This window comes from Dickeya sp. CFBP 2040 (assembly GCF_012273755.1).
GTDB classification, from domain to species: Bacteria; Pseudomonadota; Gammaproteobacteria; order Enterobacterales; family Enterobacteriaceae; genus Dickeya; species Dickeya poaceiphila.
This window is the reverse complement of the sequence record NZ_JAAVXH010000098.1, coordinates 1-17,353: the sequence shown is the minus strand read 5'-3', so window position 1 is coordinate 17,353 and position 17,353 is coordinate 1. Positions and strand designations below refer to the sequence as shown.

16 protein-coding genes are annotated in these 17,353 nt (G+C 53.4%); 12 read left to right on the top strand and 4 right to left on the bottom strand.

What is annotated here, in order from left to right; genetic code table 11:
* Positions 1-228: 228 nt before the first annotated feature.
* The 10 genes from ndk (at position 229) to Dpoa2040_RS15765 (ending at position 10,372) form a co-directional block, all read left to right on the top strand.
* Complete coding sequence (ndk, locus tag Dpoa2040_RS15810; RefSeq protein WP_042874039.1) at positions 229-660, top strand: nucleoside-diphosphate kinase; 432 nt, start codon at positions 229-231, stop codon at positions 658-660.
* A gap of 170 nt (positions 661-830) precedes the next feature.
* Positions 831-2,009, top strand: a complete 1,179-nt coding sequence (locus Dpoa2040_RS15805; RefSeq protein ID WP_168641871.1) for a bifunctional tRNA (adenosine(37)-C2)-methyltransferase TrmG/ribosomal RNA large subunit methyltransferase RlmN — start codon at positions 831-833, stop codon at positions 2,007-2,009.
* A 206-nt stretch (positions 2,010-2,215) separates the two neighbouring features.
* Positions 2,216-2,977, top strand: a complete 762-nt coding sequence (pilW, locus tag Dpoa2040_RS15800) for a type IV pilus biogenesis/stability protein PilW (protein WP_168641870.1) — start codon at positions 2,216-2,218, stop codon at positions 2,975-2,977.
* Positions 2,967-3,974, top strand: coding sequence for a cytoskeleton protein RodZ (gene rodZ / locus Dpoa2040_RS15795; protein ID WP_168641869.1), 1,008 nt, complete (start codon positions 2,967-2,969; stop codon positions 3,972-3,974). Before pilW ends, rodZ begins: the two co-directional genes overlap by 11 nt.
* Before the next feature lie 36 nt (positions 3,975-4,010).
* Positions 4,011-5,132, top strand: a complete 1,122-nt coding sequence (ispG, locus tag Dpoa2040_RS15790; RefSeq protein ID WP_168641868.1) for a flavodoxin-dependent (E)-4-hydroxy-3-methylbut-2-enyl-diphosphate synthase — start codon at positions 4,011-4,013, stop codon at positions 5,130-5,132.
* 152 nt (positions 5,133-5,284) lie between these two features.
* The gene (gene hisS, locus Dpoa2040_RS15785; RefSeq protein ID WP_168641867.1) at positions 5,285-6,559 is read left to right on the top strand and encodes a histidine--tRNA ligase; all 1,275 of its coding nucleotides are present in this window, start codon (positions 5,285-5,287) and stop codon (positions 6,557-6,559) included.
* A 13-nt stretch (positions 6,560-6,572) separates the two neighbouring features.
* On the top strand, positions 6,573-7,193 hold the full coding sequence (locus tag Dpoa2040_RS15780) for a YfgM family protein (protein ID WP_042872089.1): 621 nt from the start codon (positions 6,573-6,575) through the stop codon (positions 7,191-7,193).
* A 10-nt stretch (positions 7,194-7,203) separates the two neighbouring features.
* Positions 7,204-8,385: an outer membrane protein assembly factor BamB gene (gene bamB, locus Dpoa2040_RS15775; protein ID WP_042872087.1), complete on the top strand. Its 1,182-nt coding sequence runs from the start codon at positions 7,204-7,206 to the stop codon at positions 8,383-8,385.
* Between the two features lie 140 nt (positions 8,386-8,525).
* Positions 8,526-10,016, top strand: coding sequence for a ribosome biogenesis GTPase Der (gene der / locus Dpoa2040_RS15770; protein WP_042872085.1), 1,491 nt, complete (start codon positions 8,526-8,528; stop codon positions 10,014-10,016).
* An 86-nt stretch (positions 10,017-10,102) separates the two neighbouring features.
* Entirely contained in the window at positions 10,103-10,372 is a 270-nt protein-coding gene (locus tag Dpoa2040_RS15765) for a zinc ribbon domain-containing protein (RefSeq protein ID WP_042872084.1), read from the top strand.
* 3 nt (positions 10,373-10,375) lie between these two features.
* Here Dpoa2040_RS15765 and Dpoa2040_RS15760 read toward each other — a convergent pair whose 3' ends face one another.
* The 3 genes from Dpoa2040_RS15760 to xseA form a co-directional block, all read right to left on the bottom strand.
* Entirely contained in the window at positions 10,376-10,744 is a 369-nt protein-coding gene (locus Dpoa2040_RS15760) for a protealysin inhibitor emfourin (protein WP_042872082.1), read from the bottom strand.
* Positions 10,725-11,774, bottom strand: coding sequence for a M4 family metallopeptidase (locus Dpoa2040_RS15755; RefSeq protein ID WP_042872079.1), 1,050 nt, complete (start codon positions 11,772-11,774; stop codon positions 10,725-10,727). Before Dpoa2040_RS15755 ends, Dpoa2040_RS15760 begins: the two co-directional genes overlap by 20 nt.
* 83 nt (positions 11,775-11,857) lie before the next feature.
* Complete coding sequence (gene xseA, locus Dpoa2040_RS15750; RefSeq protein WP_042872077.1) at positions 11,858-13,243, bottom strand: exodeoxyribonuclease VII large subunit; 1,386 nt, start codon at positions 13,241-13,243, stop codon at positions 11,858-11,860.
* Positions 13,244-13,415: 172 nt separating this feature from the next.
* Here xseA and guaB point away from each other — a divergent pair, with 172 nt between their 5' ends.
* Positions 13,416-14,879, top strand: coding sequence for an IMP dehydrogenase (gene guaB / locus Dpoa2040_RS15745; protein WP_042872075.1), 1,464 nt, complete (start codon positions 13,416-13,418; stop codon positions 14,877-14,879).
* A gap of 87 nt (positions 14,880-14,966) precedes the next feature.
* Positions 14,967-16,544 (top strand): glutamine-hydrolyzing GMP synthase, encoded by a 1,578-nt coding sequence (gene guaA, locus Dpoa2040_RS15740; RefSeq protein ID WP_168641866.1) that lies wholly within the window; start codon positions 14,967-14,969, stop codon positions 16,542-16,544.
* 217 nt (positions 16,545-16,761) lie between these two features.
* On the opposite strand, the gene Dpoa2040_RS18275 is transcribed toward guaA, so the two are convergent.
* On the bottom strand, positions 16,762-17,130 hold the full coding sequence (locus Dpoa2040_RS18275; protein ID WP_210423979.1) for a hypothetical protein: 369 nt from the start codon (positions 17,128-17,130) through the stop codon (positions 16,762-16,764).
* Between the last annotated feature and the right edge of the window lie 223 nt (positions 17,131-17,353).

The window sequence follows — 17,353 nt, the reverse complement described above, 5'->3', positions numbered from 1 at the left end:
GGCATTGTCTGGAATATCTTTGCCCTGAGCAAGACATCTGCGTTGATGCCGTGCGGGACCCACTCTGTTATATCGGTACAGGCCAATAGGCTAAATTTTTTTTACGAAAATGTTATTTTCCTGATGGGAAAGTCATGGCGGTGCCTCTATAATCTGCGCCACTTTGCACGGGCTGGTATTATAATTTTTCTAACCAGCTGTTATGACATGTTATTGGATGAGGCCACTATGACGGTAGAACGTACCTTCTCTATTATCAAACCAAACGCAGTTGCCAAAAACGCTATCGGTGCGATTTACGCCCGTTTCGAAAGCGCGGGTTTCACCATTATTGCCTCTAAAATGCTGCACCTGAGCCGCGAACAGGCAGAAGGTTTCTACGCTGAGCATAAAGGCAAACCGTTTTTTGACGGTTTGGTGGATTTTATGACCTCCGGCCCGATCATGGTGCAGGTGTTGCAGGCTGAAAATGCCGTACAGCGTAACCGCGATATCATGGGGGCCACCAATCCGGCCAACGCCTTGGCGGGTACATTGCGTGCCGATTATGCCGACAGTTTCACGGCGAATGCGGTGCACGGCTCTGATTCTATCGAGTCTGCTGAGCGTGAAATCGCTTACTTCTTCAGTGCGGACGAAATTTTCCCTCGTACTCGTTAATGTTGGCGAAACACCGCCTTCCCCGGTAAAAAATGCGGCTGAGGTAGCGCAGGTGTTATAAAATTTGTACAATGCCGCGCCCTGGGTGAGCACGTTCTCGGCCAGGGCGTTTTCTTTATCCGTATCCCTTTCGCGCCATAACGTGTAACAACGAGGCCATGAGTCAATTTATGTCTGAGCAAACCCTATCTCCCGTCGTGGCTATGTCCGACGCTATCGCCGTTGCCGCCAATAGCAATGAAAAAATCAACCTTCTGGATTTCAACCGTCAGCAAATGCGGGCTTTTTTTGCTGAATTGGGGGAAAAGCCGTTCCGTGCCGATCAGGTCATGAAATGGATCTATCATTACTGTTGTGATGATTTTAACCAGATGACCGACCTTAATAAGGTGCTACGTGGCAAGTTACAGGCGATAGCGGAAATTCGGGCGCCGGAGGTGGTTGATGAGCAACGCTCTTCTGACGGCACCATCAAGTGGGCGATTCTGGTTGACGGGCAGCGTGTGGAAACGGTGTACATTCCGGAAGAGGACCGCGCCACACTGTGCGTTTCATCACAGGTTGGGTGTGCGCTGGAGTGCAAATTCTGTTCTACGGCGCAGCAGGGTTTTAATCGCAACCTGCGTGTATCCGAAATTATCGGGCAGGTATGGCGTGCGGCGAAAATTATCGGTGCCGCTAAAGTGACAGGGCAGCGTCCTATCACCAACGTGGTGATGATGGGAATGGGCGAACCACTGCTGAATCTGACCAATGTAGTACCGGCGATGGAAATCATGCTTGATGATTTTGGTTTTGGCCTGTCCAAACGCCGCGTTACGCTGTCGACTTCCGGTGTGGTGCCAGCGTTGGATAAACTCGGCGACATGATCGATGTGGCGCTGGCAATTTCCCTACATGCGCCGAACGATGAAATTCGTAACGAAATCATGCCGATCAACAAAAAGTATGATATCGAAACCTTTCTGGCAGCAGTGCGTCGCTATCTGGAGAAATCCAATGCCAATCAAGGGCGCGTAACCGTGGAATATGTGATGCTGGATCACATCAACGACGGTACTGAACATGCTCATCAGTTGGCCGAATGTCTCAAAGATACGCCGTGCAAGATAAACCTGATCCCCTGGAACCCGTTCCCCGGTGCGCCTTATGGCCGCAGTTCCAATAGTCGGGTTGATCGCTTTTCCAAAGTGTTGATGGAGTACGGTTTCACGACCATTGTACGTAAAACCCGTGGCGATGATATCGATGCTGCCTGTGGTCAGTTGGCGGGTGAAGTGGTGGATCGTACTAAGCGTACGCTGAAGAAAAAGATGCAACGCGATACGATTGCGGTAAAAAGCGTCTGAAAGTGATGTTAAATCAACCTGTTTTCTTAGGAAAGCAGGTGATAAATACGGTTTCGAGGCTTATCATACGGTAAGACTGGTGATGGCCCTCCGGCAACTGTTCCGAACATGCTGTTATATTGGCAAGCTGTCACGGGTGGTAGATTGCGGTAACATGTCACGGATTTGACGAGCCATGATGGCGCGTGTAGTAAGGAGTATCAGGGATGAAACGAATGTTGCTGGGTATGGTCACAGGTATAGCGCTGGTTGCCGATATAACGTTATTGACCGGATGCGCACAAACGCCGCTGAAGCCGGTTAGCTCTGCGGCGGCACAGACGCGATTACAACTGGGGCTGGAGTATCTGGCCCGTAATAATCTTGATGCCGCGCGTGATAATCTGCAAAAAGCAGAGCAACTTGCGCCGGATGATTACCGGATTCAGTTGGGAATGGCGCTGTACGAACAGCGTATTGGTGAGAACCAGGCTGCTGAAAAACGTTATCGTCGCCTGTTGCGACAGGCACCCGCCAACGGCGGCGTAATGAATAATTACGGTGCGTTTCTCTGTGGTTTAGGGCAGTATGTAGCGGCACAACAGCAGTTCGCCGCTGCCGTGCAACTCCCTGATTACCATCAAGTTGCCGATGCACTTGAGAATGCAGGATATTGTTTTTTCAAGGCCGGGCAGCCAAATGAGGCAGGTCAGTGGCTCAGCCGTGCGTTGAGGTACGATCCCGCTAAAGGAAACCGGCTTCTGGCGCAAGCGGATAGTCATTTTATCGCTGGACGCTATGATCAGGCGCGATTGCTCCTGAGTATTTATCAGTCACAGCTTGCGGCAAACGCCGAAAGTTTGTGGCTACAGATTCGTTTCGCCGCGCTGGCGGGTCATCATGACGAGGTAAAACGTTATGGCGGATTGCTGGCGCAACGTTTTCCACAATCCAAACAGTACCAGCAGTTCTTAGCTAATGAATACTGAAGCCACTCAAGATAATACTGCAGCAACGATGATGACCCCTGGCGAACGTTTGCGTGAGGCGCGTGAGCAGTTGGGATTGACGCAACAGGTTGTTGCAGAACGGTTATGTCTGAAATTATCAACCGTTCGTGAAATAGAAGATAACAATACGCCCGCTGGTCTTGCTCCTACTTTTCTTCGCGGTTACATCCGCTCTTATGCCCGACTGGTTCACCTCCCTGAAGATGAATTATTGCCGATGCTGGAAAAGCAGGTTGTGCCAAGCCGTGTCTCCAACGTGGCACCCATGCAGAGAATGGCATTGGGTAAAAGCCGTAAGAAACGTGATGGTTGGCTGATGTTGTTTACCTGGCTGATTTTGCTTGGCGTATTGGGCCTGACGGTGGCCTGGTGGTGGCAGAATCATCAGGCGCAACAGCAGGAAATAAATTCAATGGTGGATCACGCCAACGCGTCGCAAGGCCATAAAGATGAGCAGGCCGGCGATGTTAACAGTGATCCGGAACCGGTAGATACGGATGAACATGCTGCGAATGCGCCAACCGGCAACGGGCAGCCTATCGATCTTCATTCACCTGCTGCTGCACCGTCGCAGCCAGTGGTTTCCTCGCCTGCCGCACCAACGACGAATACGTCAACGGTAGCCAATCCTGCGGCTCAGTCTCCGGTACAGGCTTCCGGACAGCCGTTGCTGGATCAGTCGGCTACCGCGCCGGCCAGCGCCGCCCCGGTGGCTGACGCTTCCGCTGTGTCGGGGGCGATTGTGATGCGTTTTACAGCGGACTGCTGGCTGGAAGTTGTCGATGCAACAGGCAAGAAACTGTTCAGCGGCGTACAGCGTACCGGGAGTGTGTTAAATTTGACAGGTCAGGCGCCGTACCGGTTAAAGATCGGGGCGCCAGGCTCGGTACAGGTTGAGTTTCAGGGCAAACCGGTGGATTTAAGCCGGTTCGTCAAGAGCCATCAGGTGGCTCGTATTACGCTGACGGCTGAGTAACCGTGCCGTCGCGTTGGTCATTGTGGAGAAGAAGTGATGCATAATCCCGCACCCATCAACCGCCGTAAATCAACCCGGATTTACGTCGGCAAGGTGCCCGTTGGTGATGGCGCACCGATTGCAGTGCAGTCTATGACCAATACCCGCACTACCGATGTTGATGCCACTGTCAGGCAGATCAAGTCGTTGGAACGGGTTGGCGTGGATATCGTGCGCGTTTCGGTGCCGACCATGGATGCCGCCGAGGCATTTCGTCTGATTAAACAACAAGTGGGTGTACCGCTGGTGGCGGATATCCATTTTGACTACCGTATTGCGCTGAAAGTGGCGGAATACGGCGTTGATTGTCTGCGTATCAACCCTGGCAATATCGGCAGTGAAGAGCGTATTCGTTCGGTAGTCGATTGTGCGCGTGACAAAAATATTCCGATCCGAATTGGGGTTAATGCGGGTTCACTGGAAAAGGATCTGCAGGAAAAGTATGGCGAGCCGACGCCGGAAGCGTTGCTGGAGTCCGCCATGCGCCATGTGGATATCCTTGATCGCCTCAATTTCCATTCCTTCAAGGTGAGCGTTAAAGCATCGGACGTGTTTCTGGCGGTGCAGTCTTATCGCTTGCTGGCGTCCCGTATCGATCAGCCATTGCATCTGGGCATTACTGAAGCTGGTGGTGCGCGTAGTGGTGCGGTGAAATCTGCCATTGGCCTTGGATTACTGCTCTCTGAAGGTATCGGCGATACCTTGCGGGTTTCGCTGGCGGCTGATCCGGTAGAAGAGGTCAAGGTTGGCTTCGATATTCTCAAGTCGCTGCGCATCCGCTCCCGCGGCATCAACTTCATTGCCTGCCCGACCTGCTCACGCCAGGAATTTGACGTTATTGGTACCGTGAACGCGCTGGAACAGCGGCTGGAAGATATCATCACGCCGATGGATGTGTCGATTATCGGTTGTGTGGTGAATGGGCCGGGGGAAGCGCTGGTATCGACGCTGGGTGTGACCGGTGGCAACAAGAAGAGTGGTTTTTACGAAGACGGTGTTCGTCAGAAAGAGCGCTTTGACAACGATGATATGATCGATCAGTTGGAAGCTAAGATTCGCGCCAAGGCGTCTATGCTGGATGAAAAACAGCGTATAGCCGTCAATATGGTGGAGAAGTGAACCCGCTAGCCTGGATGCTGTCCGGCACGAATTCCTGAATTGAAGCGCCCGATGGTAGCGGCAACGACATTGAAGGCATGGCGTCGTTGCTCCTATAATCGGGTCTATTTTTTAACAGCGCATTACTTTCTGAAAACGCATAGAGAACTGACGTGGCAAAGAATATTCAAGCCATCCGTGGCATGAACGACTGCCTGCCAGCCGAAACGGCATTGTGGCAGCGTATTGAAGACAGCCTGAAACAGGTGCTCCGCGGCTACGGTTATAGTGAAATCCGCACGCCGCTCGTTGAGCAGACTTCGCTGTTTAAACGTGCAATCGGCGAAGTGACCGATGTCGTTGAAAAGGAAATGTACACATTTGAGGACCGCAACGGCGACAGCCTGACCTTGCGTCCCGAAGGCACGGCGGGGTGCGTCCGCGCCGGTATTGAGCACGGTATTTTGTACAATCAGGAGCAGCGGTTGTGGTATACCGGTCCGATGTTCCGTCATGAGCGTCCGCAGAAGGGGCGCTATCGCCAGTTCCATCAGTTGGGTTGCGAAGTGTTTGGTCTGAAAGGGCCGGATGTGGATGCGGAAATGATTCTGATGACCGCCCGCTGGTGGCGTGTGCTGGGGATTGATCAGCATGTCAATTTGGAACTGAACTCTATCGGTTCTTTAGACGCCCGTGCCCGCTACCGCGAAGCGCTGATTGCCTTCCTTGAACAACACAAAGATCAACTGGATGAGGACTGTCTGCGCCGCATGTATACCAATCCGCTGCGTGTGCTTGACTCGAAGAATGCTCAGGTACAGGCATTGCTGGATAATGCACCGGTGCTGACCGATTATCTGGATGATGATTCTCGCGCGCATTTCGATGAATTGTGTGAACTTTTAACCCAGTCCGGTATCCCATATAAGGTTAATCCGCGGCTGGTTCGCGGGCTGGACTATTACAACCGGACCGTTTTCGAGTGGGTCACCAGTAGCCTTGGGTCTCAGGGAACCGTGTGTGGTGGCGGTCGTTATGACGGCATGGTTGAGCAGCTTGGCGGTTCCAGTACGCCGGCGGTCGGTTTTGGCATGGGGCTGGAACGCCTGGTGTTGCTGGTGCAAACGGTTAATCCGACATTTGCCGCGCAGCCGGGGGTTGATGCGTATCTGATTTCATCGGGTGCAGGTACGCAACATGCGGCGATTCAACTGGCTGAAAAATTGCGTGATGCGCTGCCGCAACTGAAATTGATGACCAACTACGGCGGTGGTAATTTCAAGAAACAGTTTGCCCGTGCGGATAAGAGCGGGGCGCGGGTTGCGTTGGTGCTGGGAGAAACTGAAGTGGCTGCCGGGCAGGTGGTGGTGAAAAATCTGACCAGCGGCGAGCAGGAAACTCTGGCTCAAGCGGATGTAGCGGCGCGTCTGGCGGCGTTACTGAATTAAGGAGAAAGGCAGCGTGGAAGTCTATACCACTGAAAACGAACAAGTTGAGGTAATTCGCCGCTTCTTTGTTGAGAATGGCAAGGCGTTGGCTATCGGTGTGGTGCTGGGTATTGGCGCCCTGGTTGGCTGGCGTTTCTGGCAAAACCATCAGGAAAGTAGCGCAATGGCGGCTTCCGCTGCTTATCAGCAAGTGACTGAAGCTCTGTCTGCTGGTAAGTCGGAAGGCGTCGCCAGCGCTGAAAAGTTTGTTGCTGGCGATCATGGCAATTATGGTGCGTTGGCTTCACTGGCGTTGGCGCACCAGTTCGTTGAAAAGAATGATATCGCCAAAGCCGAACAGCAGCTCCGTCAGGCGCTGAGCCAAACCAAAGATGGTGATTTGCAGGCGTTGATCAATTTGCGTCTGGCTCGCGTGCTGTTACAGCAGAAGAAGCCGGATGAGGCGCTGAAAACGCTTGATGCTATCAAGCTGGAAGGATGGGCGGCGATGGTGGCTGATGTTCGCGGTGATGTGCTGGCGAGCAAAGGTGATAATCAAGGCGCGCGTGATGCTTACAGCAAAGGCATGGCGGCGAAACCTTCTCAGGGGCTGCAATCCCTGTTGCGAATCAAACTGAACAATCTTCCCAGCTAAGAGGGACTTCATGCAACTGCGTAAAACACTTTTGGTCGGACTGGTTTCTGTCACCCTGCTGAGCGGCTGTTCGCTGTTTGACCGTGAGGAGGATGTGGTCAAAATGTCTCCTCTGCCGCAGGTGACTAACCAGTTTACGCCCACCAAAGCCTGGAGTCGCTCCGTTGGAAGCGGTACTGGTGAGTTCTACTCCAACTTGCATCCAACCTGGCAGGATAACCGCGTATATGCCGCTGATCGTCATGGCACGGTAAAGGCGCTGGATCTCAATAGCGGCGAAGAGAAATGGCGAGCCGATCTGGCGGAGAAAACCGGTCTGTTGTCCAGTAATCTCCCGGCGTTGTTGTCGGGGGGCGTTTCCGTGTCGGGCAACCATGTTTATGTGGGGAGTGAACGAGCGCAGCTTTTTGCCCTGAATGCTGACGACGGTACTTTGCAGTGGCAGACCAAGGTGGCAGGCGAGGTGCTATCCAGCCCGGTGGTCAGTGATGGCGTGGTGATTATTCATACCGGCAATGGTATGTTGCAGGCGCTCAGCGAATCTGACGGTACCATCAAATGGACGGTGAATCTGGATATGCCTGCGTTGTCGTTGCGCGGCGAGTCTGCGCCGACCACCGCGTTTGGCGCCGCGATTGTCGGTGGCGACAACGGGCGTGTCAGTGCGGTGATGATTAATCAAGGGCAATTGATCTGGCAGCAACGTATCTCTCAGCCGGGTGGAGCGACTGAAATCGCTCGTCTGAACGATGTTGATACCACACCGGTTGTGGCAGGCAATGTAGTGTATGCGCTGGGATATAACGGCAACCTGACCGCACTGGATCTGCGTTCCGGGCAGATTACCTGGAAGCGTGAGATTGGGTCGGTAAACGATTTTATTGTTGATGGTGATCGTATTTATCTGGTGGATCAGGATGATCGTATCACGGCGCTGAATACCAATGGCGGCGTAGTGATTTGGCGACAGGGTGACTTGTTGCACCGCAACCTGACTGCACCTGCGCTATATAACGGATATCTGGTCGTCGGCGATGCTGAAGGTTATATGCATTGGGTGAATACTACTGACGGTCGTTTTGTGGTTCAGCAGAAAGTGGATGGTTCTGGTTTGCTGAGTAAACCGTTGGTTGCCAGCGACAAGCTGCTGATACAGGCCAAGGGTGGCGAGGTTTACGCCTTTACCCGTTAACCGCTTCGCATGATCGGGGCAAACGGTGAATCCCTTGTCCCTGCAACGGCTCCTGATACTGTCAGGGGCCGTTTCGTCTTTTATCATCAGCAGGGTTTTCTGCTGTAACGAATTGAAATATAAGCAATGAGGTTGTAACAATGATACCTGTCGTCGCGCTGGTCGGGCGCCCGAATGTGGGGAAATCCACGCTGTTTAATCGCTTGACGCGTACCCGTGACGCATTGGTGGCGGATTTCCCTGGGCTGACGCGTGACCGCAAGTATGGTCGTGCAGAAGTAGAAGGGAATGAGTTCATCATCATCGATACCGGCGGTATTGACGGTACTGAAGATGGTGTGGAAACGCGTATGGCTGAACAGTCGCTGCTGGCGATTGAAGAAGCAGATATCGTGCTGTTTCTGGTTGATGCCCGTGATGGTCTGATGCCGGCGGATCACGCCATTGCCCAGCATTTGCGTACGCGCGAAAAAGACACGTTTCTGGTCGCCAACAAAGTGGATGGTATCGATATCGATACCGGCATCGCCGATTTCTATTCACTCGGTCTGGGTGAGGTATACCCGATTGCGGCATCGCATGGTCGTGGTGTTACCTCGTTGCTGGAAAAGGTGTTATTGCCGTTTGTCGTCGAGCCAGTGGAAGAAGCACGTGAACTGACTGAAGAAGAAGCGAACGCGGCTTACTGGGCCGAGCAGCTTGGTGAAGGTGATGATGACATTGAGGATGATGGCGACGATGCGCCGAATCTTGAAGGGTTGCCGATCAAGCTGGCTATTGTTGGTCGCCCGAATGTCGGCAAGTCCACACTGACCAACCGTATTCTTGGGGAAGATCGGGTGGTGGTATACGACATGCCCGGCACCACGCGCGACAGTATCTATATCCCGATGGAGCGTGATGGCCGTGATTACGTGTTAATCGACACCGCCGGGGTGCGCAAACGTGGCAAGATTACTGATGCCGTTGAGAAATTCTCGGTGATCAAAACATTGCAGGCAATCGAAGACGCCAACGTAGTGCTGCTGGTGATAGATGCCCGTGAAGGGATTTCCGATCAGGATCTGTCATTGCTGGGCTTTATCCTCAATTCTGGCCGTTCGCTGGTGATTGTGGTGAATAAGTGGGATGGATTGTCGCAGGAGGTGAAGGAACAGGTGAAGGAAACCCTCGACCTGCGCCTTGGTTTTATCGATTTTGCCCGTATCCACTTTATTTCAGCGCTGCACGGCAGCGGTGTGGGGAATCTGTTCGAATCCGTCAACGAAGCTTATGAGTGTTCCACCCGCCGTGTGGGTACCGCAATGCTGACTCGCATCATGCAGATGGCGGTAGATGACCACCAGCCGCCGTTAGTGCGTGGTCGCCGTGTGAAGCTGAAATACGCTCATGCCGGGGGCTACAACCCACCGATAGTCGTGATCCATGGTAATCAGGTCAAAGAGTTACCAGATTCCTACAAACGTTACCTGATGAATTACTACCGGCGTTCACTGGATGTAATGGGGACGCCAATCCGCATCCAGTTCAAGGAAGGGGAAAACCCGTTCGCTGACAAACGCAATACGTTGACGCCGAATCAACTGCGTAAACGTAAACGCCTGATGCAACATATCAAGAAAGGCAAGTAAACGTCGGTAGCGAAAAATCAGACATCATGTCGGGGCAGGAGCGATTCTGCCCCGTTGTTTTTCATGTGGTGATCCGGAGGAAGACGATGGATGCTTATTGTCCTGAATGTCAGCGACTGATGGTGTGGTGCGGCAATAATCAGCATAACAACGTTCAACGTAATAATGCTCAAGATAACAACGATCAATATTATTGTGAGGAGTGCCAGCACAGTTTCCTGCGTCTGACATTGTGCCCGGAATGTAAGCATCCCTTGCAGGTGCTGCGAGCCTGTGGTGCGGAAAGTTATCTCTGTGCCAATGGCCATGGCCTGATTTCACGTTCCCGCGTGGTCATTCGTTATCAGTCTCAGTAACCGTCAGCAGGTCTGTTCGTTATCCGGACCATTGCGCCATAAGGTTTCCAGCTCAGTTGGCGCACTCTGTTCAGGGATCAGCAACACCCAATCTGCCTGGCGGCTATCCTGCGCGTTGCCGTAGTGAATGTGGATACGGTAGTAGAATTGATCGCCATGACCGGGGGAGTCTGGCAGACCCGGCTCATGCGCTGACGGCAGCGCCTTGTGCAGCACGGTGCGGATCTTCTCTTTTTGCGGTGCCGTTACCTCTGCCAGCACGAAGCGACGCGAGCTGGCCAGCCTGGGCACCCAGGCAAAGCCGCCTTCACGAGCCAGTTCAATGATCACATCATCCGTCAGCTCCGGCAGATCATTCCTGTTCGTGCTCATTGATAATTCCCGTATCAATCCCAACCTGATGCCAGGCTCGCAGTACAGCGTCAGCGACGGCATGATTGAAGCGTTTTTTAGCGTGTTCTACGGTGAATTTGGCGAAGATGGAGAAATCTGCATTCTGCGGCAGCGCTTTGTCACATACGGTGTCATACCAGATATGACCGGCTTTTTCCCAGGAATAGCCACCCAGTGCCATCGCGGTCAGATAGAAGGCCCGGCTGGGAATGCCTGAGTTCAGATGCACACCGCCGTTATCCTCACGGGTGTTGACGAAATCTCGCATGTGGGCAGGTTGTGGGTCGGTGCCCAGCAGCAGGTCGTCATAAGCGGTTCCGGGGCGAGACAGTGATCGCAGTCCTTTACCATCGATGCCTTCGGCCAATAGCCCTTCACCAATAATCCAGTCCGCCTGCTGAACCTTCTGGTTACGGTAGTACTGTTTGACCATAGAGCCGAACACGTCCGCAAGCGATTCGTTGAGCGCACCGGACTGGCGGAAATACAGTAAATTGCATTCGCTTTCTACCACGCCGTGCGACAGCTCGTGGGCAATAACATCCAGAGCGATAGTAAAACGGTTGAATATTTTGCCGTCGCCATCGCCAAACACCATCTGCTGTCCATTCCAGAACGCATTCTGGTAATCCTTGCCGTAATGAACGCTGCCAGTCAACGGCAATCCTTTGTTGTTCAGTGAATTGCGGCCAAACACTTTCCAGAAAAAATCATAGGTAATACCCAGATAATTGTAAGCTTCATCCGCGGCGGTATCGCCGTTTCCCGGCTGGCCTTCTGCTCGTAATTGCTTGCCTGGTAACATTTGCTGGTGCTCTGCGTCGTAAATATCACGCTGCACCGTGCCGGCAGGGTGTTCCTCATGTTCAGCAGGATGAATGACTGGAGCCACCATCAGTGATTGCACGTGCATCAGTGTGTGTTGGGCGCAACGACGTTCCTCATCCGATCCATTGTTGATAATGCGATGCAGGATGTAGGGCGGAATGATGCTACGGGCGGATTGCATACTTCATCTCCTTATGCCGGGCAGTATGGTGCAACATAACATTGATCTACCACAGTTATCACACAGTAAGTATAGCCTAATAACTAAATATTTTTTGTCTGGCTTTTCGCGCGTGATTTGGTGGATTCTTTTTTCATTTCAGTTACCTGACTCTCAACCCAGCCATCCAACAACCGGGTTTTCAGGATATCGCCCCTGGTGACTTGAGCGGTTTTTTTCATGACCTTGCCGTCCGGAGCAGTGGTGACGCTGTAGCCACGGGCCAGTGTCGCCAGCGGACTGACCGCCTCAAGATGGGAACAGGCTTCGCCAAATCGCTGTTTATGCTGATTAAGTTGTTTTTCTAACGCGTGCTGCATCCGGTAGCGTAAGTGCTGTACCTGCTGCTGCGCACGGTGCAGGCGCGATTGTGGCTGATATTGCTGCAGACGCTGGACGAGACGTTCATGACGTCGTGCCTGCAGGCGCAGTTGCAACTGGATGGCTTCATCCAGACGCTGGTGCAGGCGAATCAATTGGGTCTGTTGACGAGCGAGCCGTAGTTGCGGGTGTTGCTGGTGTAACCGATGCTGCAGTTTGACGAATTGCTGCTGGCGCTGTGCCAGATAATAGTCCATCGCCATTTCCAGCCGCTGGCGTTGGGATTGGATTTGCCGCAACAACTCCAACTGGTTACGGCTAACCAGTTCCGCCGCTGCTGAAGGCGTCGGTGCGCGCAGGTCCGCCACGAAGTCGGCGATGGTTACATCGGTTTCGTGGCCGACCGCACTGACAATTGGGATGCGGCTGGCAAAGATCGCCCGCGCCACCCGTTCGTCGTTGAAGCTCCACAGATCTTCCAGTGAACCGCCGCCGCGACCGACAATCAGCACATCACACTCCTGGCGCAAGTTCGCCAGCTCAATAGCCCGCACAATCTGGTCTGGAGCGTCCGCGCCTTGCACTGCCGTCGGGTAGATAACCACCGGCAGCGACGGATCGCGACGTTGCAGAATATGTAAAATATCATGCAGTGCTGCGCCACTGGCGGAGGTAATGACGCCAACCTGTCGTGCTGGTTTGGGCAGTAACTGCTTGTGCTGCTGATCAAATAGTCCTTCTGCAGACAGGCGCTGTTTCAATTGTTCAAACTGTTGTTGCAGCAGGCCATCGCCTGCCGGGTGCATACTTTCAGCCAGCAGTTGGTAATCACCACGTGGTTCATAGAGCGTGATGGTGGCGCGAATCAGGATCTGTTGCCCGTTTTGTGGCCGAAAGGCGACTCGCCGGTTGCTGGTGCGGAACATGGCGCACCGCACCTGAGCGCGTTCATCTTTTAGCGTAAAATACCAATGACCGGAGGAAGGCTGAGAGAAATTGGACATTTCGCCGGAGAGCCAGATTTGACCCATTTCGCCTTCCAGCAACTGCTTTACCGTCTGATTCAGGCGGCTTACGGTAAATATGGCGGCTGACGGCAATGAAGACATTGTGACCCAGATCAAAAAGTAAAACGGAGAGTTAATCTATCAATACTACCGGTCAATGGGCTGTTCGCAAGCATTTTTATAAAAAAATGCTGGAGGCAATCGATTTCGGCCTGTATAATGCCGCGGCAATATTTTATCTAATTCCCATCCTCAATCCCGGTGAGATATTGCCATGTTACGTATCGCTAAAGAAGCTTTAACCTTCGATGATGTTCTCCTCGTTCCAGCCCATTCCACTGTTTTGCCCAACACAGCCGATCTGAGCACTCAACTGACACAACGCATCCGTTTGAACATTCCTATGCTGTCCGCTGCAATGGATACCGTGACTGAATCCGAACTGGCGATTGCGCTGGCTCAGGAAGGCGGTATCGGTTTTATTCATAAGAACATGCCCATTGAGCGCCAGGCGGAAGAAGTGAGCCGCGTGAAACGTCATGAAAGCGGCGTTGTGGTTGATCCGCAGACGGTAACGCCGGAAACGACGCTGCGTGAAGTGAAGGCACTGACGGAGCGTAACGGTTTCGCCGGGTATCCGGTAGTAACGAAAGGCAATGAATTAGTTGGCATTATTACCGGTCGTGATGTACGTTTCGCCACCGATCTGGACCGCCCGGTCAGCGCGGTAATGACCCCGAAAGAACGTCTGGTTACGGTAAAAGAGGGCGAAGCCCGTGACGTAGTGCTGCAAAAAATGCACGAGAGCCGTATCGAAAAAGCACTGGTGGTGGATGCGCAGTTCCGTCTGGTCGGGATGATCACGGTAAAAGATTTCCAGAAAGCAGAACGTAAGCCGAATGCCTGTAAAGATGAGCATGGCCGTCTGCGCGTCGGTGCGGCAGTCGGGGCCGGTGCCGGCAACGAAGAGCGTATCGACGCACTGGTTGCTGCTGGTGTGGACGTTTTGTTGATTGACTCCTCGCACGGTCATTCCGAAGGCGTGTTGCAGCGTATCCGCGAAACCCGCGCCAAATACCCGAATTTGCAGATCATCGGTGGTAACGTGGCGACGGGCGCTGGCGCGCGCGCCCTGGCTGAGGCGGGTGTGAGTGCGGTAAAAGTGGGTATCGGTCCTGGCTCTATCTGTACTACCCGTATCGTAACCGGTGTGGGCGTACCGCAGATTACGGCCATTGCCGATGCGGTTGAGGCACTGGAAGGCACCGGTATTCCGGTGATTGCCGATGGCGGCATCCGTTTCTCTGGCGACATCGCCAAAGCTATCGCCGCTGGTGCGGCCTGCGTCATGGTCGGCTCCATGCTGGCGGGTACTGAAGAATCGCCAGGTGAAATCGAGCTTTATCAGGGTCGTGCGTTCAAATCTTACCGCGGCATGGGGTCACTGGGTGCAATGTCTAAAGGCTCGTCTGACCGTTACTTCCAGTCTGACAATGCGGCTGACAAACTGGTGCCGGAAGGCATTGAAGGCCGCGTGGCTTATAAAGGCCGCCTGAAAGAGATCGTTCACCAGCAGATGGGTGGTCTGCGTTCCTGTATGGGTTTGACTGGTTGCCCGACTATTGATGCGCTGCGCACTAAAGCTGAATTTGTGCGCATCAGCGGCGCGGGTATTCAGGAAAGCCACGTCCATGATGTCACTATCACCAAAGAGTCGCCGAACTACCGCATGGGCTAAGCGCGTTATCGGCTGATTTACTGTTACGAACCCGGTAAACTCGCCGGGTTCGATTTTTCTTTCGCTCCGTAGTGGAATACGCCTCTCATGACAGAAAACATTCATCAACATCGCATTCTTATTCTGGATTTCGGCTCGCAATACACGCAACTGGTGGCACGCCGCGTACGTGAACTGGGCGTATACTGTGAACTGTGGGCATGGGATGTCACCGAAGCGCAGATTCGCGAGTTCAACCCGAATGGCATCATTCTTTCCGGTGGTCCGGAAAGTACCACCGAATTCAATAGTCCGCGTGCGCCGGAGTATGTTTTCCAGGCCGGCGTGCCGGTGCTGGGTGTCTGTTATGGTATGCAGACCATGGCGATGCAACTGGGCGGTAAGGTAGAAGGTTCCAGCGAGCGTGAGTTCGGTTATGCGCAGGTGGAGGTCAAGGCCAGCAGCGCGTTGATCCGCGACATTCAGGATGCGCTCAGCGCCAGCGGTGCGCCGTTGCTGGATGTGTGGATGAGCCACGGCGATAAAGTCACCGCTATTCCGGCTGACTTTGTGACCGTTGCCAGCACCGATACCTGCCCGTATGCCATCATGGCTAACGAAGAAAAACGTTTCTACGGTGTGCAGTTCCACCCAGAGGTGACGCACACGCGTCAGGGCCAGCGGATGCTGGAACGCTTTGTGCGCGATATTTGTCAGTGTGAAGCACTGTGGACGCCAGCAAAAATTATTGATGACGCTGTTGAGCGCATCCGTCAGCAAGTAGGTCAGGATAAGGTGATTCTTGGCCTGTCCGGTGGGGTCGATTCGTCGGTGACGGCGTTGTTGCTGCATCGTGCGATTGGTGATCGCCTGACCTGTGTGTTTGTGGACAACGGTCTATTGCGTTTGAACGAAGCTGAACAGGTAATGGAGATGTTTGGCGACCAGTTCGGCCTGAACATTGTGCATGTCCCGGCAGAAAATCGTTTCCTGTCGGCGCTGGCCGGCATTGACGATCCGGAAGCCAAGCGTAAAACCATTGGTCGCGTTTTCGTCGAGGTATTTGATGAAGAAGCGGGCAAGCTGACTGACGTAAAATGGCTGGCGCAAGGTACCATTTACCCGGATGTGATCGAATCTGCTGCCTCCGCTACGGGCAAAGCGCACGTCATCAAGTCGCACCATAATGTTGGTGGTTTGCCGGATGACATGGCGCTGGGGCTGGTCGAGCCGCTCAAAGAGCTGTTCAAAGATGAAGTGCGCAAGATTGGTCTGGAATTGGGCTTGCCGTACAACATGCTGTACCGCCATCCGTTCCCAGGACCGGGGCTGGGTGTGCGTGTGTTGGGTGAAGTGAAGAAAGAGTATTGTGACCTGCTGCGTCGCGCCGATGCTATCTTCATCGAGGAACTGCACAAAGCGGATCTGTATGACAAAGTCAGCCAGGCGTTCACGGTGTTCCTGCCAGTGCGTTCCGTGGGCGTAATGGGTGATGGTCGTAAATACGACTGGGTTGTCTCGCTGCGCGCAGTCGAAACTATCGACTTCATGACCGCGCACTGGGCGCACTTGCCGTATGAGTTCCTTGGCCGCGTTTCCAACCGCATCATTAACGAAGTAGATGGTATTTCTCGCGTGGTGTATGACGTGTCCGGCAAGCCGCCGGCGACCATTGAATGGGAATGATCCACGGTCCTTCCGATACTATCGCTAACTATCGAAAAATCGCCATAATTTTTTGATTTTTAATTAAATTTGTTGTGGTGACTATCGGTAACTATCGCCAGCCAGCGGAACAGGCTGGCGGTAGAAGTGACGGTAAGCGAAAAAAAATTCGGTACACAGCCTAAATAACTGATATGGACACCAACCCAATGCAAGCGTGGTTCGGTGTCCATATCAGTTATTTAGTCACCGCCATCGCCGCCATCGCCACCATTTCCTCCGGCACCTCCATCTCCTCCCATACTGCCACCCTCTCCGCCGTTCCCTCCTGATCCACCGTTACTGCCATCGCTGCCATTTCCACCGTTTCCGCCAGCTCCGCCATCTCCCCCCATACTTCCGTTCCCTCCGTTACCACCATTGCCTCCTGCCTGACCATTTTGGCCATCACCTCCGTTTCCGCCATTCCCTCCACTACCTCCAGGCCCGCCATTCCCGCCATTCCCTCCATTGGCACCTGCACCACCATTTCCCCCAGGCCCTCCGTTTCCTCCGATGCCGCCGTCACCACCCCTGCCTCCGTTTTCGCCAGGGCCTCCATTTGCACCTGGGCTTCCATTTTGGCCCAAGCCACCGTTACTACCTGCTGCAGCATCAATTAATATAATATGCCCTGAACTGAAAATGTCCGTGCGGTAATCAGCCTTTGCCTGTGGAAGAAGAATTAATGGGCTTAAAAAAAATATCATTCTCATTGGAAAATCCTTTTCAAAATGATTTCGCCGCCTTTGCCACCGGCTCCTCCCGCACCGCCTTTGCCCCCGTTTCCC